Source organism: Bradyrhizobium sp. (assembly GCF_030697065.1).
Classification (GTDB): domain Bacteria; phylum Pseudomonadota; class Alphaproteobacteria; order Rhizobiales; family Xanthobacteraceae; genus Bradyrhizobium.
In genome coordinates this window covers 1-21,188 of record NZ_JAUYQU010000086.1, presented here as the reverse complement: position 1 = coordinate 21,188, position 21,188 = coordinate 1, and the positions used below count along the sequence as shown (strand labels likewise).

General features: G+C 65.4%; 23 protein-coding genes, 1 other RNA gene and 1 pseudogene. 15 read left to right on the top strand and 10 right to left on the bottom strand.

Annotated elements, in window-relative coordinates; genetic code table 11:
- A partial coding sequence (locus tag Q8R73_RS05815) for a 1-deoxy-D-xylulose-5-phosphate synthase N-terminal domain-containing protein (RefSeq protein ID WP_305718581.1) occupies positions 1-1,008 on the bottom strand: 1,008 nt, incomplete at its 3' end.
- A 284-nt stretch (positions 1,009-1,292) separates the two neighbouring features.
- On the opposite strand from Q8R73_RS05815, the gene Q8R73_RS05810 reads away from it, so the two are divergent.
- The 6 genes and pseudogenes from Q8R73_RS05810 (at position 1,293) to Q8R73_RS05785 (ending at position 4,515) form a co-directional block, all read left to right on the top strand.
- Entirely contained in the window at positions 1,293-1,613 is a 321-nt protein-coding gene (locus Q8R73_RS05810) for a DUF4164 domain-containing protein (RefSeq protein ID WP_305718580.1), read from the top strand.
- Positions 1,610-1,993, top strand: coding sequence for a cell division protein ZapA (locus Q8R73_RS05805; RefSeq protein ID WP_305718579.1), 384 nt, complete (start codon positions 1,610-1,612; stop codon positions 1,991-1,993). The genes Q8R73_RS05810 and Q8R73_RS05805 overlap by 4 nt, the downstream gene beginning before the upstream one ends.
- Before the next feature lie 204 nt (positions 1,994-2,197).
- Positions 2,198-2,358: non-coding RNA, 6S RNA (gene ssrS / locus Q8R73_RS05800), on the top strand.
- A gap of 54 nt (positions 2,359-2,412) precedes the next feature.
- Positions 2,413-3,022: pseudogene (locus Q8R73_RS05795) on the top strand (5-formyltetrahydrofolate cyclo-ligase); the annotation flags it as partial.
- Entirely contained in the window at positions 3,003-3,827 is an 825-nt protein-coding gene (locus Q8R73_RS05790) for a TIGR00282 family metallophosphoesterase (protein ID WP_305718583.1), read from the top strand. The pseudogene Q8R73_RS05795 and the gene Q8R73_RS05790, both read left to right, overlap by 20 nt.
- A gap of 7 nt (positions 3,828-3,834) precedes the next feature.
- A complete protein-coding gene (locus Q8R73_RS05785; RefSeq protein ID WP_305718577.1) occupies positions 3,835-4,515 on the top strand; it encodes a hypothetical protein in 681 nt (226 codons plus the stop codon).
- Positions 4,516-4,522: 7 nt separating this feature from the next.
- On the opposite strand, the gene Q8R73_RS05780 is transcribed toward Q8R73_RS05785, so the two are convergent.
- Entirely contained in the window at positions 4,523-6,283 is a 1,761-nt protein-coding gene (locus Q8R73_RS05780) for a methyl-accepting chemotaxis protein (RefSeq protein WP_305718576.1), read from the bottom strand.
- A gap of 216 nt (positions 6,284-6,499) precedes the next feature.
- Between Q8R73_RS05780 and Q8R73_RS05775 the strand changes: the two genes are divergently transcribed.
- The 7 genes from Q8R73_RS05775 to Q8R73_RS05745 all read left to right on the top strand — a co-directional run bounded on the left by Q8R73_RS05775 (position 6,500) and on the right by Q8R73_RS05745 (position 12,047).
- Positions 6,500-7,246 carry a YebC/PmpR family DNA-binding transcriptional regulator gene (locus tag Q8R73_RS05775; protein WP_305718575.1) on the top strand — a complete coding sequence of 249 codons (747 nt, stop codon included), beginning with the start codon at positions 6,500-6,502 and terminating at the stop codon, positions 7,244-7,246.
- A 258-nt stretch (positions 7,247-7,504) separates the two neighbouring features.
- Positions 7,505-8,032 (top strand): crossover junction endodeoxyribonuclease RuvC, encoded by a 528-nt coding sequence (gene ruvC, locus Q8R73_RS05770; RefSeq protein ID WP_305718574.1) that lies wholly within the window; start codon positions 7,505-7,507, stop codon positions 8,030-8,032.
- Positions 8,029-8,646: a Holliday junction branch migration protein RuvA gene (ruvA, locus tag Q8R73_RS05765; RefSeq protein ID WP_305718573.1), complete on the top strand. Its 618-nt coding sequence runs from the start codon at positions 8,029-8,031 to the stop codon at positions 8,644-8,646. The genes ruvC and ruvA overlap by 4 nt, the downstream gene beginning before the upstream one ends.
- 124 nt (positions 8,647-8,770) lie before the next feature.
- A complete protein-coding gene (gene ruvB, locus Q8R73_RS05760) occupies positions 8,771-9,820 on the top strand; it encodes a Holliday junction branch migration DNA helicase RuvB (RefSeq protein ID WP_305718572.1) in 1,050 nt (349 codons plus the stop codon).
- Positions 9,821-10,048: 228 nt separating this feature from the next.
- Positions 10,049-10,966, top strand: coding sequence for a metallophosphoesterase (locus tag Q8R73_RS05755; RefSeq protein WP_305718571.1), 918 nt, complete (start codon positions 10,049-10,051; stop codon positions 10,964-10,966).
- 129 nt (positions 10,967-11,095) lie between these two features.
- On the top strand, positions 11,096-11,497 hold the full coding sequence (ybgC, locus tag Q8R73_RS05750) for a tol-pal system-associated acyl-CoA thioesterase (RefSeq protein WP_305718582.1): 402 nt from the start codon (positions 11,096-11,098) through the stop codon (positions 11,495-11,497).
- Between the two features lie 82 nt (positions 11,498-11,579).
- Complete coding sequence (locus Q8R73_RS05745) at positions 11,580-12,047, top strand: nuclear transport factor 2 family protein (RefSeq protein WP_305718570.1); 468 nt, start codon at positions 11,580-11,582, stop codon at positions 12,045-12,047.
- 80 nt (positions 12,048-12,127) lie between these two features.
- On the opposite strand, the gene Q8R73_RS05740 is transcribed toward Q8R73_RS05745, so the two are convergent.
- Positions 12,128-12,772: a glutathione binding-like protein gene (locus Q8R73_RS05740; protein WP_305718569.1), complete on the bottom strand. Its 645-nt coding sequence runs from the start codon at positions 12,770-12,772 to the stop codon at positions 12,128-12,130.
- Between the two features lie 96 nt (positions 12,773-12,868).
- Between Q8R73_RS05740 and Q8R73_RS05735 the strand changes: the two genes are divergently transcribed.
- Complete coding sequence (locus Q8R73_RS05735) at positions 12,869-13,540, top strand: TetR/AcrR family transcriptional regulator (RefSeq protein ID WP_305718568.1); 672 nt, start codon at positions 12,869-12,871, stop codon at positions 13,538-13,540.
- A 145-nt stretch (positions 13,541-13,685) separates the two neighbouring features.
- Positions 13,686-14,183, top strand: coding sequence for a hypothetical protein (locus Q8R73_RS05730; RefSeq protein ID WP_305718567.1), 498 nt, complete (start codon positions 13,686-13,688; stop codon positions 14,181-14,183).
- 24 nt (positions 14,184-14,207) lie between these two features.
- Here Q8R73_RS05730 and Q8R73_RS05725 read toward each other — a convergent pair whose 3' ends face one another.
- The 7 genes from Q8R73_RS05725 to Q8R73_RS05695 all read right to left on the bottom strand — a co-directional run bounded on the left by Q8R73_RS05725 (position 14,208) and on the right by Q8R73_RS05695 (position 21,097).
- Positions 14,208-15,521: a c-type cytochrome gene (locus Q8R73_RS05725; RefSeq protein ID WP_305718566.1), complete on the bottom strand. Its 1,314-nt coding sequence runs from the start codon at positions 15,519-15,521 to the stop codon at positions 14,208-14,210.
- Between the two features lie 81 nt (positions 15,522-15,602).
- Positions 15,603-15,974 (bottom strand): gamma-butyrobetaine hydroxylase-like domain-containing protein, encoded by a 372-nt coding sequence (locus Q8R73_RS05720; RefSeq protein WP_371126038.1) that lies wholly within the window; start codon positions 15,972-15,974, stop codon positions 15,603-15,605.
- Positions 15,975-15,997: 23 nt separating this feature from the next.
- Positions 15,998-16,153: a hypothetical protein gene (locus Q8R73_RS05715; RefSeq protein WP_305718564.1), complete on the bottom strand. Its 156-nt coding sequence runs from the start codon at positions 16,151-16,153 to the stop codon at positions 15,998-16,000.
- 48 nt (positions 16,154-16,201) lie between these two features.
- Positions 16,202-17,212 carry a formate dehydrogenase subunit gamma gene (locus Q8R73_RS05710; RefSeq protein ID WP_305718563.1) on the bottom strand — a complete coding sequence of 337 codons (1,011 nt, stop codon included), beginning with the start codon at positions 17,210-17,212 and terminating at the stop codon, positions 16,202-16,204.
- Positions 17,213-17,290: 78 nt separating this feature from the next.
- Entirely contained in the window at positions 17,291-17,887 is a 597-nt protein-coding gene (gene fdh3B / locus Q8R73_RS05705; protein WP_305718562.1) for a formate dehydrogenase FDH3 subunit beta, read from the bottom strand.
- A 14-nt stretch (positions 17,888-17,901) separates the two neighbouring features.
- Positions 17,902-20,868, bottom strand: a complete 2,967-nt coding sequence (locus tag Q8R73_RS05700; protein ID WP_305718561.1) for a formate dehydrogenase subunit alpha — start codon at positions 20,866-20,868, stop codon at positions 17,902-17,904.
- A gap of 13 nt (positions 20,869-20,881) precedes the next feature.
- The gene (locus Q8R73_RS05695) at positions 20,882-21,097 is read right to left on the bottom strand and encodes a hypothetical protein (protein ID WP_305718560.1); all 216 of its coding nucleotides are present in this window, start codon (positions 21,095-21,097) and stop codon (positions 20,882-20,884) included.
- Positions 21,098-21,188: the final 91 nt, after the last annotated feature.

The window sequence follows — 21,188 nt, the reverse complement described above, 5'->3', positions numbered from 1 at the left end:
CGCCTTCGCCAACGAGGCCGGTCGTTCATGGCGCAGGCGGCGCTCGAATTCGGCGCGCTTGCGGTTTCCGAGCTGCGCGAATTGCGTCTCCCATTCCTTGCGCGCGGCGCCGCCGCGGCTGCCGGCCGCGCGCCAGGCCTTCAACACGTCGTCCGGCACCGAAAAGGCGTCCAGCGAAATGCCGAGCTTCTGCTTGGCGCCCTTCAGCTCTTCGGCGCCGAGCGCTTCGCCATGGGCCTTGGCGGTGCCGGCCCTGGTCGGCGCGCCATAGCCGATCGTGGTCTTGCAGGCGATCAGCGACGGCTTATTGGATTTCTGCGCGCGGGTGATGGCGTCCGCAATCGCCTTGGGATCGTGGCCGTCGATCAGCTCGGCGGCCCAGCCGGCGGACTTGAAGCGCTTCACCTGGTCGACCGAGTCGGCGATCGAGGTCGGACCGTCGATCGAAATGCCGTTATCGTCGTACAGCACGATTAGCTTGTTGAGCTTCCAGTGGCCCGCCATGGCGATCGCTTCCTGCGAAACGCCCTCCATCAAATCGCCGTCGGAAGCCAGCACATAGGTGTGATGGCTGACGATCTTCTTGCCGAATTCGGCGGCGAGCATCTTCTCGGCCATCGCCATGCCGACCGACGTCGCGATGCCTTGGCCGAGCGGACCTGTGGTGGTTTCGACGCCGCTGGTCTCGAAGTTTTCCGGATGGCCCGGCGTCTTGGAGCCGAGTTGCCGGAAGTTCCTGACCTGATCGAGCGTCATCTCCTTGTTGCCGGTCAAATAGAGCAGCGCATACATCAGCATCGAGCCGTGTCCGGCCGACAGCACGAAGCGGTCGCGGTCCGGCCATTTCGGGTCGGCGGCGTCGAATTTCAGGAACTGCGTGAACAGCACGGTGGCGACGTCGGCGGCGCCCATCGGCAGGCCGGGATGGCCGGATTTGGCCTTCTCGACGGCGTCCATGGCAAGGCCACGAATCGCATTGGCCATACGGGAATGATCGACCTGCGTCATGATGAATCCGCCTGGATGAGATGTTGGGTGGCGATCCGCAGCGAATGCGGATGCCGCGGTTACCGGCCGGAAGGCACGGGAAGTCAGGGGCTGGATAGCATCTCGTTTCCCCGAGTCCAAGGCAGGCAAGCGCGCTTGCGGTGCGAAAAGCCGGTTAGCGGTGCATAGCTTCCAAGCGGCGTTGCGCTAGCCTCGCTTGCCACGTAAATTTAGCCGTCTAAACGCTTGCCGGAACGCGGATTTTGCGCTCCGGCCGGCTTCACGGAAGGTCCGCGCTGTCACGCATGAGCGATCGTCCCGCCAACGGCCCCGGCAACGCCGAGCCCATCTTCGCCGATATCGACGCCGCGACGCGGCGGCTGATGTCGGCGCTCGACTCGCTGGAAAGCGCGGTCGAACGCCGCCGCGAGGCCGACCGCGACGAGAACGAACTGGCGGCCCGGATCCAGGCGCTCGGCGCCGACCGGTCGCGGCTCGCCGACGAACTCGACGGATCGCTGGTGAAGTCGCGCCGGCTGGAGCGTGCCAATCGCGAGATCGCCGACAGGCTGGACGCGGCGATCGGCACCATCCGCTCCGTACTGGATCCCGGAGACAGCGAATGAACCATATCAACGTCACCATCAACGGCCGGCAGGTCCGGATGGCCTGCGAGGAGGGCCAGGAGGCGCGGCTGCTGAAACTCGCCGAGAGCCTGGAAACCCGTATCCAGAGCCTGCGCGGCAAGTTCGGCGAGATCGGCGATGCGCGCCTGACGGTGATGGCGGCGCTGACGGTGTGTGACGAACTGCTCGACGCCGGCCAGCGCATCCGCGGCCTGGAAGAGGAACTCGACGCCCTGCGCGACGTCCGCGTGGCGTCGGTGGATCGTGCCCGGGCGACGCAGATCGCCGTGGTCAACGCGCTGAACTCCGCGGCCGACCGGATCGAGAAGACCACCCATGTGCTGAACCGCACCATCGGCGGCGGCGTGCTGATCGGGTAGGATGGCACACTGTCTCATCCGTCATTGCGCGCGCAGCGAAGCAATCCATTGCCTCACCAATAAAGATTGATTGCTTCGCGGCGCTCGCGATGACGCGGAGGGGCGAGGTGGTGGACCCCCTACCACCGGCCGGGCGTCGCGATTGGTTGACCAAAGCCCCCGTTAGCGCTGGCGGTTTGGCCGCATCGTAGCTACATTGGCCATGCGAAGCTGTGTCGCGCGTCAGAAGCCATATATCCCCGGGGCCTTATCGATCCTTCCGGGAACTGTCCCTGGCCGGGTCCGTGGATCCGGTCACATGGTGCCCACCTACTTTCGTAGGGAACTCCGGGATCGAGCGCTTCAACGGCCATTACGGCTTCGCACTTTTCTTGTTTCTTGCCGCCGGACTATTTCCCAAGGTGCGTCCATAACGCTGGATGTCCGCTTTGCCGACCGAGCGATCGAAGGCTGATCTGCGCGCCGCCGCTCTCGCGAAGCGCGACGCATTGAGCGACAGGAAGCGCGATGCCGCGGCGAAAGCCGTCGCCAAACGCGGCCTCCCGATCGGGATCACGCCGGGCACGATCGTCTCCGGTTACTCGCCGATCCGCAGCGAGATCGATCCGGCTCCCCTGATGCGGATGCTGGCAAAGCAGGGCGCGCGGCTGGCGCTGCCGGCGGTGATGGCACGCGGCAAGTCGCTGGCCTTTCGCGCCTGGTCGCCCGACGACAGGCTGATGTTGGGGCCGCTCGGCATTCTCGAACCGTCGCCCGCTGCCGCCGAACTCATTCCCGACATCATGCTGGTGCCGCTGGCGGCGTTCGACCGGCTCGGGCATCGCATCGGCTACGGCGCCGGGCATTACGACTACACGCTGGCGCATTTGCGCAAGATCAAATCGATCGCGGCGATCGGTCTGGCTTTCGCCGCCCAGGAAATCGAGGCAGTGCCGGCGTTGTCGCACGACGTGCCGCTGGATTATGTGCTAACGGAAACCGAAGTGTTCGATTTCCGGAGTTCATGACTTTGCGCATTCTTTTCGTCGGGGACGTGGTCGGCCGGTCCGGCCGCACCGCCATCACGGAACACCTGCCGGGCCTGGTGCGCGACTGGGCGCTCGATCTCGTGGTGGTCAATGGCGAGAACGCCGCCGGCGGTTTCGGCATCACCGAGGCGATCTACCAGGAATTCATCGACGCCGGCGCCGATGCGGTCACGCTCGGCAACCATGCCTGGGACCAGCGCGAGGCGCTGGTGTTCATCGAGCGTGCGCCGCGGCTGGTTCGCCCGGCGAATTTTCCGGCGGGCACGCCGGGCCGCGGCGCCGCTCTGGTCGACACCAAGAACGGCAAGCGCGCGCTGGTGATCAACGCGATGGGCCGCGTCTTCATGACGCCGTTCGACGACCCCTTCGCCGTCCTCAACCGCGAACTCGAAGCCTGTCCGCTGGGTGAGGCCGCCGATGCCATCGTGGTCGACTTCCACTGCGAGGCGTCGAGCGAAAAGCAGGGCATCGGATTCTTCTGCGACGGCCGCGCCAGCCTGGTGGTCGGCACCCACACCCATGTCCCGACATCGGACCACCAGATCCTCGTCGGCGGCACCGCCTACATGACGGATGCCGGCATGACCGGCGATTACGATTCGATCATCGGCATGCAGAAGGACGAACCGCTGCGGCGCTTCACGACCGGCATTCCCTCGGGCCGGTTCGAACCGGCCGGTGGTGTCGCTACGCTCAGCGGCGTCGCGGTCGAGACCGACGACGCGACGGGCCTCGCGCTCAAGGTCGCGCCGGTGCGGATCGGCGGCCGGCTGGAGCCGACGCTGCCGGGTTTCTGGACGGCCTGAAACCACGATGCCCAGCTCTCGCGATCGCGCGCTCAAGGAGGATGGCTTGCGGGTTGTTCTGATCTGGATGCTGACGGTATTTCTTTCTACGTTCGCTCACGCGCAAACGCTTACCCAGCGCCCGGTGTCGCAGAATCCGGTGACTGCAGCCGAGATGACCGAGCGGCTGGAGAAATCCGCGCTTCGAACCGCGAAATCGGCACCGAAGGGTGCGGCGAGGGGCGCATCGGTGGATTTCACCTGGCCCGCCGACGCCGAGGAGTACCGCAAGCTCGCCAAGCACGTGCTGGTGCTGGTCAGCGTGGTGACGCAGGACGCCGCCGAACTGCCGCTGCGCCGCGTCTATGTCGACGCCAATGGCAAGCAAACCCAATTGAAAAAGCTCTCCAGCCACCGCAGCGGCGTGGCGGAGGGATCGGTGACGTTTTCGGTGCTCGGGCCTCATCGCGAGGACGGCTTCTATCTGGCCCCCGCCGAGGCGATGATGGCGGAGGGCCATCTGCAGGCCGACTTCGCGAAGCGCCGGATCGGCTTCAATCTCTACAAGCTGCCGGGCACGCCGCCGGACTTCATCAAGGCAGACAGCGATCCGCTGCCGGCCAAGGATGCGAGGCCGGAAATGCCGGCGCTGAAGGCGATGCTGCAGCGGGAATACAAGGGCTTCGAATTGCCGGAAAGCCTGCGCTGAGTGCGCGCTACAGCTTGTACGCCGTGCGGAATCCGCCCCAGTGGCGGCCGTTGACGCGGATCGGCACGTCGATCTCGCGCATCATGATGGTCTGGCCGTTGCCCATGTCGCGGGCGTAGCTCTGGATCAGATAGGCGCGCTGGTTGCGGCCGGCGGCAAGGCCCGCGGGATCGTTGAAGATGCGGCGGTTGCGGCTGTTGGCCGTGTTCCAGGCGACGTCGCCGGGGCGCTGCGGGTGCGAGTAGACTTTGTTGTGCACAGGCAGGTAGCCGTTGCGGTCGATCATCGCGCAAAACGCCATGCGCGGATCCTTGATCAGGAAAGCCTCCTGGAACGGGGGCAGCGCGCGATCGGCCCAGTCCAGCACCCGGGTGCGGTACTGCACCGGATTGGTGCCGGCGATTTCGACGTAGTTTTCATCGAACATGTCGTCCATGGAAATGGCGCGGTTCCTGACGGCGTCCTCGAAGATCCGGGTCAGCGCGCGGCCGGCCTCCATGGCGCGGGTGACGGATTCGGTGTTTTCGTCCTGGATCGACCACAGCTTGTCTTCGATCTTTTCCGTCAGGGCGGCATCGGTTGCCTCGAACCGTGCCCGGGCGCCGCCATTCGAACTGTCCCTGACGCGAATCCTGCACGCGCCGATATCCTGCAGCGTGGCATTGAGGGGTTCACTCAGCGGCAGCCTTGCGGCGTCCGGTCCGCCGATCAGGATGCCTTCCATCGAGATCTCATAGGCTGCCGCGGCGATCGTGCCGCGCGGTGTCTGGATTTCCATGGCCAGGTTGCAGGGCAGCGCCTGGTTCTTGTGCTGGTCCTTGCGTTCGTCCTGGCGCAGCAGCACCGCGCAGCGCGACTTCAGTTTTTGCGCGAACATGGTGACGGCCTTGCCGGCGCTGGCGACGGTCTCGCCGTGGGCCTCGGCCTGCTTGGTCACATGATCGATTTCGGCGGCGCTCTCGCCGACCGCGACGATGAAGTTCGACGCGGTGGCGGCGTTGTCGGAGATCTCGCCGGTGGTTTCGGTCTGCTCCGCCACGGCACCATTGACGATCTCGAAGACCGGGCGGATCGCCTCGATCGCCTGCGAGATCCGGTGCACGGCATCGACCGAGCCCGCGGCATCCTTCTGCAGTGCGTCGATCTTCTTCGAGATTTCCTCGGTGGCGTTCTGGGTCTGCACCGCCAGCGCCTTGACCTCGGTGGCGACCACCGCGAAGCCGCGGCCGGCGGAACCGGCCCGCGCTGCCTCGATGGTGGAGTTGAGCGCCAGCAGCGTGGTTTGCCTCGCGATCTGTGCGATCAGGTTGACGACATTGCCGATCGCGGCCGAGGATTCCCGCAGGCGGTCGACATTGAGGCTGGCTTCGCGGGCGGCGGCGCTGGCCTGATCGGCAAGCTTGCTGGCGTCGCGCACCTGCGATCCGATGCCTTGCGCCGAATGGGTGAACTTGTCGGCGGCCAGCGAGAAGGTGGTCGCGGTGGATTGCGCCGCGCTGGTGCGCCCGGTCAGGGCATCGGTGCGCTGGCGGATGGTGGAAAGCGTTGTTGCGGTGGCCTCGGCGCCGCCGGCGACCGAATTGGCGGCGCGCTCGAGCTGCCGGATCATGGCGCCCAGTTCGAGTTCGAGCAGTTCGAGGATCTCCCTGGCCGAATCGCCTTCCGCAGCTACGGGAGCATCGGTCGCAATTGGGGGGGCGGGAGATACTGCCGCAACGGCAGGCGCAGCCGGTTCCACCAGCCGCTTTCGAAACAGACCGAATGCCATGGGCTTCTCTCGGGACAGCGAAATGACGGGGACGATGAAATGTGGTGGCATCCTCGCATTCGGGCGTGAAATCATGGTTAACGGTTGCCTGTTGCGTAAGCAGCAATCACTACTGGCGTACCACAAAAGCTCGCAAATCTTTGATTTTGACGGATTCCGGCCTATAACGCCGCGCCCTCCTCCAATTCCTCCCGGACGAATCCGAAAAGAGACCGCATGGCCGGACATTCCCAGTTCAAGAACATCATGCACCGCAAGGGCCGGCAGGACGCCCAGAAATCGAAGCTGTTCAGCAAGCTGGCGCGGGAAATCACCGTCGCCGCCAAGATGGGCGCGCCCGATCCCGCCATGAATGCCCGGCTGCGCGCCGCGATCATTTCGGCCCGCCAGGAAAACATGTCGAAAGACTCGATCGAGCGCGCGGTAAAAAAGGCGACCGGCACCGAGGGCGAGAATTACGACGAGATCCGTTACGAGGGCTACGGTCCCGGCGGCGTCGCCGTGATCGTCGAGGCGCTGACCGACAACCGCAACCGCGCCGCCTCCGACATCCGATCCTTTTTCACCAAGTCCGGCGGCAATCTCGGCGAAACCGGTTCGGTCGCCTTCATGTTCGACCGCACCGGCATCATCGAATATGACGCCAAGGTCGGCTCCGACGACGCCATGCTGGAAGCCGCGATCGAGGCTGGCGCCGATGACGTCGTCTCCGGCGAGAACGGCCACGAAATCTACGCCTCGCAGGAAACCTTTCGCGAAGTGGCAAAGGCGCTGGAAGCGAAATTCGGCGAAGCCCGCAAGGCGGCGCTGACCTGGAAGCCGCAAAACACCGTGCCGGTCGACGACGAGACCGGCGAAAAGCTGCTGAAATTGATCGACCTGCTCAACGAGCATGACGACGTGCAGAACGTCTACGCCAATTTCGAGGTGTCCGACGCGCTGGTTGCCAGGATGGGCGGGTGAGCCGCCTTCCGTCGTCGCCCATTCTCAACTGTCATCGCCCGGCACTTGGCCGGGCGACCCAGTAATCCGAGACGCTAGCGAATCAGCCGCGAAGTCGCAGCGTACTGGGTCCCCGGTCAAGAGCCGGGAACGACACGTGGGACGGCGTGGCGCGTGGCGGAAATCGCCGTCACTCCCTTTAGCGGAGCGACACTGGCGGCAGGGGATGACATTCTCTTTCTGTTTCGCCGTCCCCGCTCCGGCGGTATCACTACCCCCATGATTTCACCTCCGATTCGCCATCCCGTCCGTATCCTTGGCATTGATCCGGGCCTGCGCCGCACCGGCTGGGGCGTGATCGAGATCGACGGCAACCGGCTGACCTTCATCGGCTGCGGCTCGGTGGAACCGCCGGACAGCCTGCCGCTGGCAAGCCGGCTGCTGGCGATCCATGAGGGGCTTGCCGCCGTGCTCGGCGACTTCCGGCCGGCGGAAGCCGCGGTCGAGCAGACCTTCGTCAACAAGGACGGCGTCGCCACCCTGAAACTCGGCCAGGCGCGCGGCGTCGCCATGCTGGCGCCGGCGATGTTCGGGATTTCGGTGGCGGAATATGCGCCCAACCAGGTCAAGAAGACCGTGGTCGGCGCCGGCCATGCCGACAAGAACCAGATCCTGATGATGCTGAAAATACTGCTGCCCAGGGCCGAGCCGAAATCGGCCGATGCCGCCGACGCATTGGCGATCGCCATCACCCATGCGCATCACCGCGGCAGCGCCGCGCTGCGGCTCAAGGTGGTCGGCGCATGATCGGCAAGCTCAAGGGCCTGATCGACTCCTACGGCGAGGATTACGTCATTCTCGACGTCGGCGGCGTCGGCTACCAGGTGCATTGCTCGGCGCGCACGTTGCAGGCGCTGCCGTCGCCCGGCGAGGCGGCGGTGCTGTCGATCGAGACTTACGTGCGCGAGGATCAGATCAAGCTTTTCGGCTTCCGCAGCGACACCGAGCGCGAATGGTTCCGGCTGCTGCAGACGGTGCAGGGCGTCGGCGCCAAGGTGGCGCTGGCGGTGCTCTCGACCCTGCCGCCGTCCGATCTGGCCAATGCCATCGCGTTGCGCGACAAGGCGGCGGTGGCGCGCACGCCCGGCGTCGGCCCGAAAGTCGCCGAGCGCATCGTTACCGAATTGAAGGACAAGGCGCCGGCCTTCGCCAATGTCGATCCGGCGCTGGTGCATCTGTCGGGCGCGATCGACAACGACCGCGCGCCGCGCCCGGTCACCGACGCGATCTCGGCGCTGGTCAATCTCGGCTACGGCCAGCCGCAGGCGGCCGCCGCCATCGCGGCGGCCTCGCGCAGCGCCGGCGAGGCGGCGGAAACCGCGCAACTCATCAAGCTGGGCCTGAAGGAACTGGCGAAGTGAGCGTCCCGATCGTAGGGTGGGCAAAGCGAAGCGTGCCCACCATTCAATCCAGCGATCGGAGACGTGGTGGGCACGGCGCCAAGCGCGCCTTTGCCCACCCTACGATCGACAAGGATCCGGCGAAGTGACCACGCCCTCCCGCATCGTCACCCCCGAGCGCCGCAGCGACGATGTCGGCGATACCGCCCTGCGCCCGCAGCTGCTGTCCGAATTCGTCGGCCAGGCCCAGGCGCGCGCCAATCTGTCGATCTTCATCGAGGCCGCGCGCAAGCGCGGCGAGGCGCTGGACCATGTGCTGTTCGTCGGTCCGCCCGGCCTCGGCAAGACCACGCTGGCGCAGATCGTGGCGCGCGAACTCGGCGTCGGTTTTCGCGCGACGTCCGGACCTGTCATCGCCAAGGCCGGCGATCTCGCGGCGCTCCTGACCAATCTGGAAGAGCGTGACGTGCTGTTCATCGATGAAATCCACCGCCTCAGCCCCGCGGTTGAGGAAGTGCTGTATCCGGCGATGGAGGATTTTCAGCTCGACCTCATCATCGGCGAGGGGCCGGCGGCGCGTTCGGTCAAGATCGAGCTGGCAAAATTCACGCTGGTCGGCGCCACCACGCGCGCGGGCCTGTTGACCAATCCGCTGCGCGACCGCTTCGGCATTCCGGTGCGATTGAATTTCTACACCGTCGAGGAACTTGAAAAAATCGTCACCCGTGGCGCCCGCGTGCTCAAGATCGGCATGACGCCCGACGGCGCCAACGAGATCGCGCGCCGCGCCCGCGGCACCCCGCGCATCGCCGGACGGCTGCTGCGCCGGGTGCGCGATTTCGCTTCCGCCGCCGATGCCGAGCAGATCGATCGCGCCATCGCCGACAACGCGCTGAGCGCGCTGGAGGTCGATGCCGCCGGCCTCGACGCCATGGACCGGCGCTATCTCTCCACCATCGCGATGAACTACGGCGGCGGCCCGGTCGGCGTCGAAACCATGGCGGCGGCGCTGTCGGAACCGCGCGACGCCATCGAGGACATCATCGAGCCGTTTTTGATCCAGTGCGGCTATTTGCAGCGCACCCCGCGCGGTCGGCTGTTGACCTCGCATGCCTTCAAGCATCTCGGCCTCGCCGAGCCAGCACGCGATCCCGCGCAGTTCGGACTGTTTGGTGGGCCGGAAAACGATGAGTGACGGCGGTGCTGGCTTCTCTCTCTCCCGCTTGCGGGGGAGGGCCGGGGTGGGGGTGTCTCAGCGGGCGCCGTTGCCCGTTGAAAAAGCACCCACCCGCCGCGCGGCGCGCGTCGACCTCCCCCGCAAGCGGGAGAGGTGAAGAGGGCCCCTCCTGGCAATCTGCACAAAGCCACCTGAATTCGGCTGTAATGCGCGGCCAGTATGGGGGTGCATCACTGGTGAGTCCTCATGATTTCGCGTCGAAATTTCCTTCGCTTGGCCGGCGGTCTCGGCACCGCCGGCATCTCCACAGTCGCTTACGGCTTTGGCGAGCCCGCGTTGCGGCTACGCGTCACACGCTACGATATCCAGCCGCCGCGCTGGCCGGCCGGTTTCGAGCTCAGGATCGCCGTCATCGCCGACCTGCACGCCTGCGATCCCTGGATGTCGCTGGAACGCATTGCATCGATCGTCGATCGTACCAATTCCCTCAAACCCGATATCACCGTGCTGCTGGGCGACTACGTCGCCGGACATCGGCAGGTGACGCGTTACATTCCCGCCGGCGAATGGGCGCCGGTGCTGGCCGGGCTGCGCGCCCCGCTCGGCGTGCATGCGGTGCTCGGCAACCACGATTACTGGGATGACAGAGCGGTACAGCGCGACGGGCAGGGCACCACGATCGCGCATCGCGCGCTCGAAGCCGCGGGCATTCCGGTCTACGAAAACGACGCAGTGCGGCTGACCCATGCCGGCCGGCCGTTCTGGCTCGCGGGGCTCGGCGACCAACTGGCCTGGCTGCCGGCGCGGCGCTTTCGCCCGGTCCGCCGTCTCGGCGTCGATGACCTCGCTGCGACGCTTCGCAAAGTGACCGACGACGCCCCGGTAATCCTGTTGGCGCACGAGCCCGACGTGGCCATGCGCGTGCCCGCGCGCGTTGCCGTGCAACTGTCGGGTCATACCCATGGCGGCCAGATCCGTCTGTTCGGGTGGTCGCCGGTGGTGCCGTCGCGCTATGCCGGAAAGTTCGCCTATGGCCATGCGCGGACCAATTGCGACGTCGTGGTCTCCGGCGGCCTCGGCTGCAGCATCATGCCGTTCCGGATCGGCATGCCGCCGGAAATCGTGCTGGTGACGCTGGGCGGGTCGGGAGCGGTCACCTCTTAATCCCCGTCCGACAGCAGCCAAAGCTTGCGCGGTAGCAGTTTCTGCGCAAAACGATTGCTTTTCAGGGGATATCGGGGACCACAAGTGACAGCACATCTCGACGGCGCGATCCGCGACGGCCGCCATCACATGCAGATCCGGGTCTATTACGAAGACACCGATTTTTCCGGCATCGTCTATCACGCCAGTTATCTGCGCTTCATGGAGCGCGGCCGGACCAATCATCTGCGGCTGATGGGCGCCGAGCAGCACGCGCTGTATGCCGAGGCGCAGGCGGAGACCCCGGGCTTTGCATTTGTGGTGCGTTCGATGCAGATCGATTACCTGAAGCCGGCGCGGATGGATGACGTGCTCGACATCGTGACCTGGCCGTTACAGGTGAAGGGCGCCTCGATCACGCTGGCGCAGGAGGTGCGGCGCGGCTGTGACGTGCTGGTCAAGGCCGAGGTCCGCGTCGCCTTCATCAGCGAGGGGCGGGCGCGGCCGATCCCGAAATCGCTGCGCACCCTGATGAAGGCCGATCTGATCTGACAATCGGGCGATCGCAAACCTGCCATCGACTCGTCGCCGGGCGGCGGTACAATAGCTTCATCACCAAGGAGTAGAGGTCGTCATGTCGCGTCCGCCACTTCCGCCGTTCACCCGCGAGACTGCCGCCCAGAAGGCCCGCATGGCCGAAGATGCCTGGAATTCAAGGGATCCCGAACGGGTGTCGCTGGCTTACACCGAGGACAGCCGCTGGCGTAACCGGTCCGAGTTTTTCGAGGGCCGCGCCGCCATCGTCGCCTTCCTCACCCGCAAATGGGCGAGGGAGCATGAATACCGCCTGATCAAGGATCTCTGGGCGTTCGACGGCAACCATATCGCCGTGCGATTTCAATATGAATGGCACGACGATGCCGGGCAGTGGCATCGCTCCTATGGCAATGAGCAATGGGAGTTCGACGAGGCCGGGCTGATGCGCCGCCGCGAAGCCAGCATCAACGACGTGGCGATCGCGGAAAACGACCGCCGCTTTCGCTGGGCCGCACCCGGCCCGCGGCCGGCGGATGTGCCGGGATTGGGCGACAGTCCGTTTTAGATCGTCCTGGTTTGAAATGAATGGTCCCGGCTCTGCGGTGCACCGCCAGGACGCCGCACCGCGTCCGTGACACGGCGGAGTTACGCCGCCGCCCTGTGCCGCGCCAATTCGGCCTGGTACAGCGTAAACTCCTCGGCGATGGCCCTGGCGATGCTGGGCCGGGCGCGCAGTCTGTCGTGGTAGGCCTTCACTTCGGGCCATTTCGCCAGTTCGATCGGCGGCGTCGCCATGGTCCAGTTGATGACGGTGACGAGGTAAGCGTCGGCGACGCTGAAATGATCGAGCAGGAATTCGCGGCCCTTCAGGGTGGCGTCGAGATAGTCGAGCCGCGACAGGCCCTTGCCGAGCACGTAGTCCTTCATCTCCGGCGGCGCTTTCCTGTCGAGCATCGGCACGAACAATCCCTTGTGCAGTTCGGTGCCGATGAAGCAGAGCCATTGGTGCAGCCGGCTGCGGTCGATGCCGGGGGCCGAGGCCAGGCCGGCCTGCGGAAAGCGATCGGCGACATATTGCAGGATCGCCGCGTTCTCGGTGAGCACAAGCCCGTCATCGGTTCGCAGCGCCGGCACCAGCCCGAGCGGGTTGACCGCCCTGAAATCGGAGCCGTCGTTCTGGACGATCTTGGTCTTCGGATCGACCTCGAGATAATTGGCCTCGGCGCCGGCCTCATACAGCGCGATGCGGGTCGCCAGCGAGCAGGCGAGCGGCGAGAAATACAGGTCCATGGATGCCTCCTTGGCGTTCGGTTCGGCTTTGCGGCCGAGATTGTATTTTTATACTGTTCCGCATAATATAATTCCGGTCAAGGAATTATTTGCGATATGGTACAAAAAACCAGGCGGCCGGCTGCTCCCGACAAATCCGCCTCGGCCACAGCCGGGACCCCGAAGCGCCGCGGCCGGCCGCGCGCCTACGAGCCCGAGATCGCGCTCGGCAAGGCGCTCGATTTGTTCCGCACGGAGGGGTTCGCCGCCACCTCGCTCGACGATCTCAGCGCCGCCACCGGCATGAACCGGCCGAGCCTCTATGGCGCGTTCGGCGACAAGCGCGAGCTCTACATCAAGAGCTACCAGCGCTACCGCGCCGACGCCCGCGCCGCGATGAGCGATGTTTTCAGGGACGAACTGCCGATCCGCCAACGGCTCGAGCGCATCTTCGCGGTGGCGCTCGACATCTACCTGTCCGGCGATGCCGGGCCGCGCGGCTGCTTCACGGTGATGACGGCGGCGTCGGAGGCGGTGTCCGATCCCGAGATCCGCGCGATGGTGCTGGAAGGACTTTCCGAACTCGACAAGGCGTTCACCGCCTGCTTCAGCCTTGCCAAACAGAACGGCGAACTGCCGCCGACCGCCGACCCGCAAGTTCTCGCGATGCTCGCCTCCGCGACCATCCACACCATCGCGATCCGCGCCCGGGCGCGGATGCCCCGCAAGCAGCTCGAAGCCATCGTGAAGGGCGCGATCGACGTGATGGTCGGTGCGGCTTCGATATAGCACGACCTGCCGCCCTGCCGGAGTCTTCGCGCAACGATAGGCGGCGTTCTCCAAAGCGTTACATGCACAACCTGTCGCTTGGCCGCATCGCGGCGTATAGTGCCGCCATCTGCGCGCCTGCGGACGGTTCGTGAGAAAGGCAAACATGACGTATTCACTGACGCGAAAGCTGGCAGCGCCCGCATTGCTCCTGTTCTGCGCCGCGGCGTCGAACGCGTCGGCGGCGACGGTCACCATCAAGGGCCCCACGGCGCTGGCGCTGGCCGCGGTGGTGGCTCCGCACTCCTCGCTGCCGGCCTACGACAAGCGGATCATGGCCCGGCTGTTCGGCGGCGACAGTGTTTTCCTGATTGCCACCAAGGCCAGGTTTTCGGTCACCGCCGACAGCATCCTGTGCCGGACCAGCAATGTCGATATCGCCGCGCGTTCCTGCGAGCTGACCTTCAAGGTCAGAAAAAAGACCATCAGGGGGCGCGAGGCCAACGAACTCTATGCCACCGCCGCCACCGCCGGCGTCGTGGCGGAAGGCGCGGCCGGATCGAACATTGCAGGTTTTTCGAAGCTCAATTGCACCATCGACGCCAAGGAGATCCGCCAGAAGGCCGGCGGCGGCGCGCAATGTTCATTCGAGACCGGGAAATAGGTCGGGGTCGCCCTCACTCGAGGTTCACTGCTCCCGGGTCGCGCGCTCCAGGAAGTTCACCAAAGCGGCGCGGTCCGCTGCCGAGCCGATGCGCTGCTCCGGCATCTTGGTGCCGGGCGTATAGGCTGCGGGTCCAATCTCGAACAATCTGGAAACCGTCTCCGGCGTCCAGACGATGTCGAGCCGCTTGAGGGCTTCGGAGAAATGATAGCCCGGCGCGGTGGCGATGCGGCGGCCGAAAATGCCGGCCAGGGTCGGCCCGGCCCGGTTGGCCTGATCCGGCCTGAGGGTGTGGCAGGCGATGCAGGCGCGGTAGATTTCCGCCCCGCGGTCGCCGGCATAGGCGGCGAGCGGGTCCGCCGCCGTTTCCACCAGCAGCGAATCCACGGGCTCGCCGGTCACCGCATTCCAGCGCCGGATGATGTTGTCGGCGCCGCCGGTGAGCAGGGTGCGGCTGTCCGGAAGAAATGCGACCGACCATACTGGAAGTCCGGGGCCGACCAGTGTGCGCGTCAGGGCACGCGTCTTGCGATCGATCACCGCCACCGATCCGCCGATACCGGCGGCGGCCGCGAGAGCACCGTCCGGCGAGATCGCAAGCGAGATCACCGGCCGCGGCCCCGCGGCGACCTCGCCGGCGCGCGCGCCATTGCCGGTGAGGAAATAGACCCTGCCGTCGGCGCCGCCTGCCGCGATCTCGCCGTCGCCTCCGATTGCAACCGCGTTGAGCGGGCTCGGGATCGTCACCACGGTCGGCGCTGACGGGCCCGCCAGCGGCCAGATCCGCACGCTCAGATCGTAGCTGACACTGACCAGCGTGCGGCCGTCGGGAGAGAACGCCACGCCGTTGACGTTCTGGGTGTGGCCTTCGAGCGCGCGCGGCGCACCGCCCGCCAGCGGCCACAGCCGCACCGTGTGATCCCATGACGCCGAGGCCAGCATGGTGCCGTCGGGCGAGGCGGCCAGCGCCGCGATCGGCGCTTCATGGCCTGCCAGCACCGTATCGGGTTCGGTCTTGCCGGCCGTCCAGATCGCGATGCGGCCGTCGGCGCCGCCGGTCGCCGCGCGGCCATCGCGCAGCAGCACCACCGCGTTGACGGCGTCGGCATGGAAACGCAGCACCTGTTCGGCGGCATTGCGCGCCAGCGACCAGCGGATCGCGGTCGAATCGAAACTGCCGGTCACGGCAGTCTGCCCGTCCGGCGAAATCGCCAGCGCACGCACCGGCCCGCCATGGCCGCGCAGTTGCGCCGAGGCAGGGCTCGCCGTCAGGGGCGGAATGACCAGCAAGACGAGGCAGGTCAGAAAAGCGAAGCGGGTTGGACGTGCGTCGGGCATCGGCAGCGATCGTTTCGTCGGTTGGTGCCGCCGTCAAGGGCCGGTCGTCGGGTTCCCGTCAACGGATGCCCGGGCTGCGCGTCAGCGCGTGCCGGGTTTGTCGCGATCAAGGCCCTTGGCGCCGAGATCGTCCAGATAGTCCTGGAAACGGCGTTCGGCGTTGACGCCGAGCTCGCGCAGAAACGCCCAGGAGTAGATGCCGGTGGCGTGCATGTCGTCGAACCCGAGCCGGACCGCGTAATTGCCGACGGGATCGACGGAGAGGATGGTCACGTTGCGCTTGCCGCCAACGGTCTTGCGTTCTGCTTCGGAATGACCCTGCACTTCGGCCGACGGGCTGGTGACGCGAAGCAGTTCGGCGGAGAGATCGAATGCCTTGCCGTCATCGAAGCTGAGACGCAGCGACCGGCGATCTTTGGCGAGCCGGATTTCGACCGGCCATGCCGGGGAGATGGCGGGTGAAACCAAAGCCTCGATCAGCCCGGCACCATCAGGTTGTTGCCGGGGTCGCCGACCCTGGCGCCGCTGGTGGTGAAGGCGGAAGAAACCGGCTGCTGGATCCCGCCGAGAAACATCGCGGTGCCGACGGCGACGACCGTCGCGAACACCAGGGCCGCAAGAAACATTTTCATGGCACTACCCCAACAACTTGCCCAGAAGATAAAATCGGACCGGCCGAATTATTCGGCCGGCATGGCTCGCGGGGTGGTTCCCGACGGCGCCTGGCCCTTGGCCTGTTCTTCCTCGACCCAGAGCGCGTGATGCTCCTTCGCCCAGTTCAGATCGACCTCGCCGGTTCCCATGGCATCGAACGCGCCTTCCATGCCGACCGAGCCGATGTAGATGTGCGCCAGCATGGCGGCGATGAAGAGCATGGCGATCACGGCATGGATCACGGTCCAGAACTGCAGCGTCGTCACATCGGCCGGGAGATACGGGAACAGCAGGAACCAGCCGGACACCGACATCAGCGCGCCGCCGATGATCACGATCCAGAAGATGCCCTTCTGGCCGGCATTGAAGCGCTTGGCCGGGGGATGTTGTCCATTCGAGAGCAGGCCGCCTCCTTGCTTGATCCATTGCAGATCGAGTTTTCCCGGAACGTTGTCCTTGATCCAGATCAGGAACATGATGACGAGGCCGACCATGAACGGAAACGCCAGGAAGTCGTGGGCGTATTTCGCCCAGGTCGACATCGCCGAAAAGGCGTTGGCGCCGAACAGCGGCAAGACCAGCCAGCGGCCAAACGAGATGTTGAGGCCGGACAGCGCCAGGATGATGAAGCAACTCGCCGTCAGCCAGTGCGTGAAGCGCTCGAAGGCGGCGAACCGCAGGATCTTCCGGCCGGAAAAGCCCTTCTCGAGCCGAATCCGTCCGCGCACCATCAGGAAGATCGCCAGCACCGCGATCATGCCGATAATGGCGACGCCGCCGATGATCGGCAGCGTATTGCGCAGGAAATCGCGCCAGTCGCGACCGGCCGGCTGGATCAGGCTGGATGACATCTTGTCGGGAATGCTGACCCGGCCGGAGATCTTGTCGCCCTCCTTCAGCGCATTCAGGAGCTTGTCCTCCTGCACGGCCTGGGCGGTGGGGTTGAAGGACAGCTGCGCCGCGGCTGGACCGGCCACCACGAACAGCATCGCCAATGCGGCGAAGAGGACCTTGAGAGTTGAAAGTGAGCCTGGCATTTGCACAACGCCCTTTCGATGTCTTGAGATCGGTATTTTGGTTACGCGCGCGCCGCCGCGAGGGCGGCGCCATCTGCATCAGCCGGTCGGCGAATCGCTGTAGGCGGTTTTCCAGCCCCACATGCCCGAGCCGTAACCGCGCTTCATCACGCGTTCCTTGTAGATTTCGGCGATGATGGCGCCGTCGCCGGCGAGCAGCGACTTGGTCGAGCACATCTCGGCGCAAATCGGCAGCTTGCCCTCGGCAAGGCGGTTGGCGCCGTATTTGGCGTATTCGGCCGGCGTGTTGTCCGCCTCCGGGCCACCGGCGCAATAGGTGCACTTGTCCATCTTGCCGCGCGATCCGAAGTTTCCGACCTTCGGATATTGCGGCGCGCCGAACGGGCAGGCGTAGAAGCAGTAGCCGCAGCCGATGCAGAGGTCCTTGGAGTGCAGCACCACGCCGTCGGCGGTGGTGTAGAAGCACGACACCGGACAGACCGCGGCGCAGGGCGCATCGGTGCAATGCATGCAGGCCATCGACACCGAGCGTTCGCCGGGCTTGCCGTCATTGATGGTGACGACGCGGCGGCGATTGATGCCCCACGGCACCTCATGTTCGTTCTTGCAGGCGGTCACGCAGGCGTTGCACTCGATGCAACGGTCGGCATCACACAGGAATTTGACGCGAGCCATGATCTATTCTCCCCTCACGCCGATTGAATCTGGCACAGGGTCACCTTGCCCTCGTGCATGCCGGTGACCGGATCGTAACCGTAGCTGGTGATCGTATTGACACTTTCGCCGAGCACGATCGGATCCGCGCCCTTCGGATAGTTGCCGCGCTGATCGACGCCCTGGAACCAGCCGGAGAAGTGGAATGGCATGAACGCCACGCCCTTGCCGACCCGGTCGGTGACCAGTGCCTTGACCCGCGCCTTGGAGCCGTTTTCCGGACCGAGCACCCAGACCCAGCTTCCGTCCTTGATGCCACGCGCGTCGGCGTCGGCGGTATTGACCTCGACGAACATGTCCTGCTGCAACTCGGCCAGCCATTTGTTCGACCGGGTTTCCTCGCCGCCGCCTTCGTATTCGACGAGACGTCCCGAGGTCAGGATGATCGGGAATTGCTTGGCAAGTCCCTTGTCCACCGCCGCCTTCTGGATCGAGAAGCCGAGATTGGGCATGCGGAACTGGCGCCCGTCCGGACGGGTGGGATATTTGGCGACCAGTTCGGGACGTGCGGTGTAGATCGGTTCGCGATGCACCGGCACGGGATCGGGCAGGTTCCACGCCACCGCGCGGGCCTTGCCATTGCCATAGGCCATCACGCCATGCTCGAGCGTGACGCGAATGATGCCGCCCGAGAGGTCGACCGCCCAGCCGACGCCGTCGGGATTGTTGCCGCCGATCTTGTTGATGGTGGCGAGTTCGGCCTCGGTGAGATCCTTGTCCCAGCCGAGCTTCTTGAGCACGCCATAGGTGAATTCGGGATAGCCGTCGGTCAGTTCCGAACCCTTGCTGTAGGAGCCTTCGGAAAGCAGGTTGACGGACTTCACCGAACCGTCCGGCTGCTTCTCTTCGTAGACGACGCCGAAGCGGGCGCGGAAGGTGCCGCCGCCGTCCTTGGCGTGCAGGTTGGTGTTGTAGAGCGTGTGGGTTCCCGGATGCTTGATCTGCGGCGTGCCCCAGCACGGCCAGGGCAGGCCGTAATAGTCGCCGCCGACTTCAGGCACGTCGGCCTTGGCACGCAGGGTCACCAGGTCGAACTTGTCCTGGTTCTTCATGTGCGCCTTCAACCGCTCCGGCGACTGGCCGGAGTAGCCGGTCGAGAAGCCGCCGCGGTTGATCTCCCGCAGGAGATCCTCGGGCGATGGGTGCTTGTTCTCCACCTTGATGTTCTTGAACATCCGGTCGGCGAAACCGAGCTTTTCGGAAAGCCGGTAGATGATCTCGTAATCGTCCTTCGATTCGAAGATCGGCTTGACGATCTGCTCTCCCCACTGAATCGACCGGTTGGACGCGGTGCGCGAACCCGAGGTCTCGAACTGGGTGCAGGCCGGCAGCAGATAGGTGCCGTTCTTGCGGTTCGAGATCGCCGCGAAGGTGGTCGGATGCGGATCGGCGACCACCAGCAATTCGAGCTTCTCGATGCCCTTCACCATTTCGGTCATGCGCGGCACGGTATTGCCGCCGTGACCCATGATGACGACTCCCTTCACGGCGTCGCGCTGGTCGACATCGTCAGGGTTGGCCAGCGTCGCGTCGAACCAGCGGGTCCACGGGATGCCCGGCATTTCCATGTTCTGCTTGCGGTTCCGGGCCGGGCGTCCGGACTTGGCCGGCACTTCGTCGAAGCGCGACTGCAGATAGTCGTACTCGACCTCCCAGACCCGCGCCCAGTGCTTCCACGCGCCTTCGACCAGGCCGTAATAGAGCGGCAGCGTCACGATATCGAGGCCGAGATCGGTGGCGCCTTGCACGTTGCAATGGCCGCGGAAGATGTTGGCGCCGCCGCCGAAGGTCCCGACATTGCCGGTCGCCAGCAGCAGGTTGCAATAGGCGCGGACATTGGCGGTGCCGACGGTGTGCTGGGTGCCGCCCATGCACCAGATGAAGGTCGAGGGCCGCTGCTTGGCGAAGGTCTCCGCCACTTTCTTCAGCTGTTCGCCGGGAATGCCGGTCACCTTCTCGACTTCTTCCGGCGTCCACTTGGCGACTTCGGCGCGGATCTGGTCCATGCCGTAGACGCGCTGGGCGATGAACTGCTTGTCTTCCCAGCCATTGTTGAAGATGTGGTGCAGCATGCCCCAGATCACCGCGATGTCGGTGCCGGAACGGAAACGTACATAATCGGTGGCGTGGGCCGCGGTGCGGGTGAAGCGCGGATCCAGCACGAATACGTTGGCGCGGTTGATCTCCTTGCCGGTGAGAATGTGCTGCAGCGACACCGGATGCGCCTCGGCGGCATTCGAGCCCATGAACACGATGGTTTTCGAGTTCCGGATGTCGTTGTAGGAGTTGGTCATCGCGCCGTAGCCCCAGGTATTGGCGACGCCGGCGACGGTGGTGGAATGGCAGATGCGGGCCTGGTGATCGATCGAGTTGGTGCCCCAGAACGCGCCGAACTTGCGGAACAGGTAGGCGCCCTCATTGGAGAATTTCGCGGAGCCGAGCAGATAGACCGAGTCGGCGCCGGACTTGGCGCGGATCTCGAGCATCTTGTCGCCGATCTCGTTGATGGCGACGTCCCAGGATATTTTCTGCCACTCGCCGTTGACCAGCTTCATCGGCCATTTCAGGCGGCGGTCGCCATGCACGAGCTCGCGCACCGCAGCGCCCTTGGCGCAATGCGAGCCACGATTGATCGGTGAGTCCCAGGCCGGCTCCTGGCCGACCCAGACGCCGTTCTGCACTTCGGCGATCACGGTGCAGCCGACCGAGCAATGCGTGCAGATGTTCTTCCTGATTTCGGTCGGCGCGCCGATGATTTGCGGACCGGCCTGCGCCTTGCGCACCGAACCGAGCGGCATCAGGCCAAGGGCGGCGCCTGCTCCCGCGGCAAGGCCCGACCGGCGCAGGAACGTGCGGCGATCGAGTACGCCGGAGGCAAGGCCGGCGGCGATGCCCTGCAAACGCGCTTTGCCCGCGGATCCATCTCTTCGCTTCATCAACATGTGCGTGGTCCCATCAGTAGCGGTTGACGCGATAGAAGTTCTTGACGTGATCGGTTTCCTTGTAGCGGGCCTTGACCCGCTCGGACTGCGACTCGTCGGCCACGGCCTCGCTGCCCGCGAGCGGCACCACCGCTGCCGCGGCGACCGCCGATCCGCCCATCATGAAAAAGCGCCGACGGTCGACGCCGCCTTCGGCGGCGGGCGCCTTGCTGTCGATTGGCTTGCGCATTGCAGTCTCCCTTTCGCTTGCCTTCGCCGCTGTCAGGACAGCGTGAAGGCCTCGGATTCCAGTTCCATGAAAATGCGGCCGACCCGGCCGA

Excerpts from the sequence above, each read along its gene's own strand:
- Q8R73_RS05780 (WP_305718576.1), bottom strand. The coding sequence starts at position 6,283 with ATGGCATTCGGTCTGTTTCGAAAGCGGCTGGTGGAACCGGCTGCGCCT.
- Q8R73_RS05715 (WP_305718564.1), bottom strand. The coding sequence starts at position 16,153 with ATGAAAATGTTTCTTGCGGCCCTGGTGTTCGCGACGGTCGTCGCCGTC.
- Q8R73_RS05695 (WP_305718560.1), bottom strand. The coding sequence starts at position 21,097 with ATGCGCAAGCCAATCGACAGCAAGGCGCCCGCCGCCGAAGGCGGCGTC.
- Q8R73_RS05735 (WP_305718568.1), top strand. The coding sequence starts at position 12,869 with ATGGTACAAAAAACCAGGCGGCCGGCTGCTCCCGACAAATCCGCCTCG.
- ruvC (WP_305718574.1), top strand. The coding sequence starts at position 7,505 with ATGATTTCACCTCCGATTCGCCATCCCGTCCGTATCCTTGGCATTGAT.
- Q8R73_RS05755 (WP_305718571.1), top strand. The coding sequence starts at position 10,049 with ATGATTTCGCGTCGAAATTTCCTTCGCTTGGCCGGCGGTCTCGGCACC.
- fdh3B (WP_305718562.1), bottom strand. The coding sequence starts at position 17,887 with ATGGCTCGCGTCAAATTCCTGTGTGATGCCGACCGTTGCATCGAGTGC.
- Q8R73_RS05805 (WP_305718579.1), top strand. The coding sequence starts at position 1,610 with ATGAACCATATCAACGTCACCATCAACGGCCGGCAGGTCCGGATGGCC.
- ruvA (WP_305718573.1), top strand. The coding sequence starts at position 8,029 with ATGATCGGCAAGCTCAAGGGCCTGATCGACTCCTACGGCGAGGATTAC.
- Q8R73_RS05710 (WP_305718563.1), bottom strand. The coding sequence starts at position 17,212 with ATGCCAGGCTCACTTTCAACTCTCAAGGTCCTCTTCGCCGCATTGGCG.
- Q8R73_RS05740 (WP_305718569.1), bottom strand. The coding sequence starts at position 12,772 with ATGGACCTGTATTTCTCGCCGCTCGCCTGCTCGCTGGCGACCCGCATC.
- Q8R73_RS05810 (WP_305718580.1), top strand. The coding sequence starts at position 1,293 with ATGAGCGATCGTCCCGCCAACGGCCCCGGCAACGCCGAGCCCATCTTC.
- Q8R73_RS05785 (WP_305718577.1), top strand. The coding sequence starts at position 3,835 with ATGCCCAGCTCTCGCGATCGCGCGCTCAAGGAGGATGGCTTGCGGGTT.
- Q8R73_RS05725 (WP_305718566.1), bottom strand. The coding sequence starts at position 15,521 with ATGCCCGACGCACGTCCAACCCGCTTCGCTTTTCTGACCTGCCTCGTC.
- Q8R73_RS05775 (WP_305718575.1), top strand. The coding sequence starts at position 6,500 with ATGGCCGGACATTCCCAGTTCAAGAACATCATGCACCGCAAGGGCCGG.
- Q8R73_RS05745 (WP_305718570.1), top strand. The coding sequence starts at position 11,580 with ATGTCGCGTCCGCCACTTCCGCCGTTCACCCGCGAGACTGCCGCCCAG.
- Q8R73_RS05700 (WP_305718561.1), bottom strand. The coding sequence starts at position 20,868 with ATGTTGATGAAGCGAAGAGATGGATCCGCGGGCAAAGCGCGTTTGCAG.
- ybgC (WP_305718582.1), top strand. The coding sequence starts at position 11,096 with ATGCAGATCCGGGTCTATTACGAAGACACCGATTTTTCCGGCATCGTC.
- Q8R73_RS05730 (WP_305718567.1), top strand. The coding sequence starts at position 13,686 with ATGACGTATTCACTGACGCGAAAGCTGGCAGCGCCCGCATTGCTCCTG.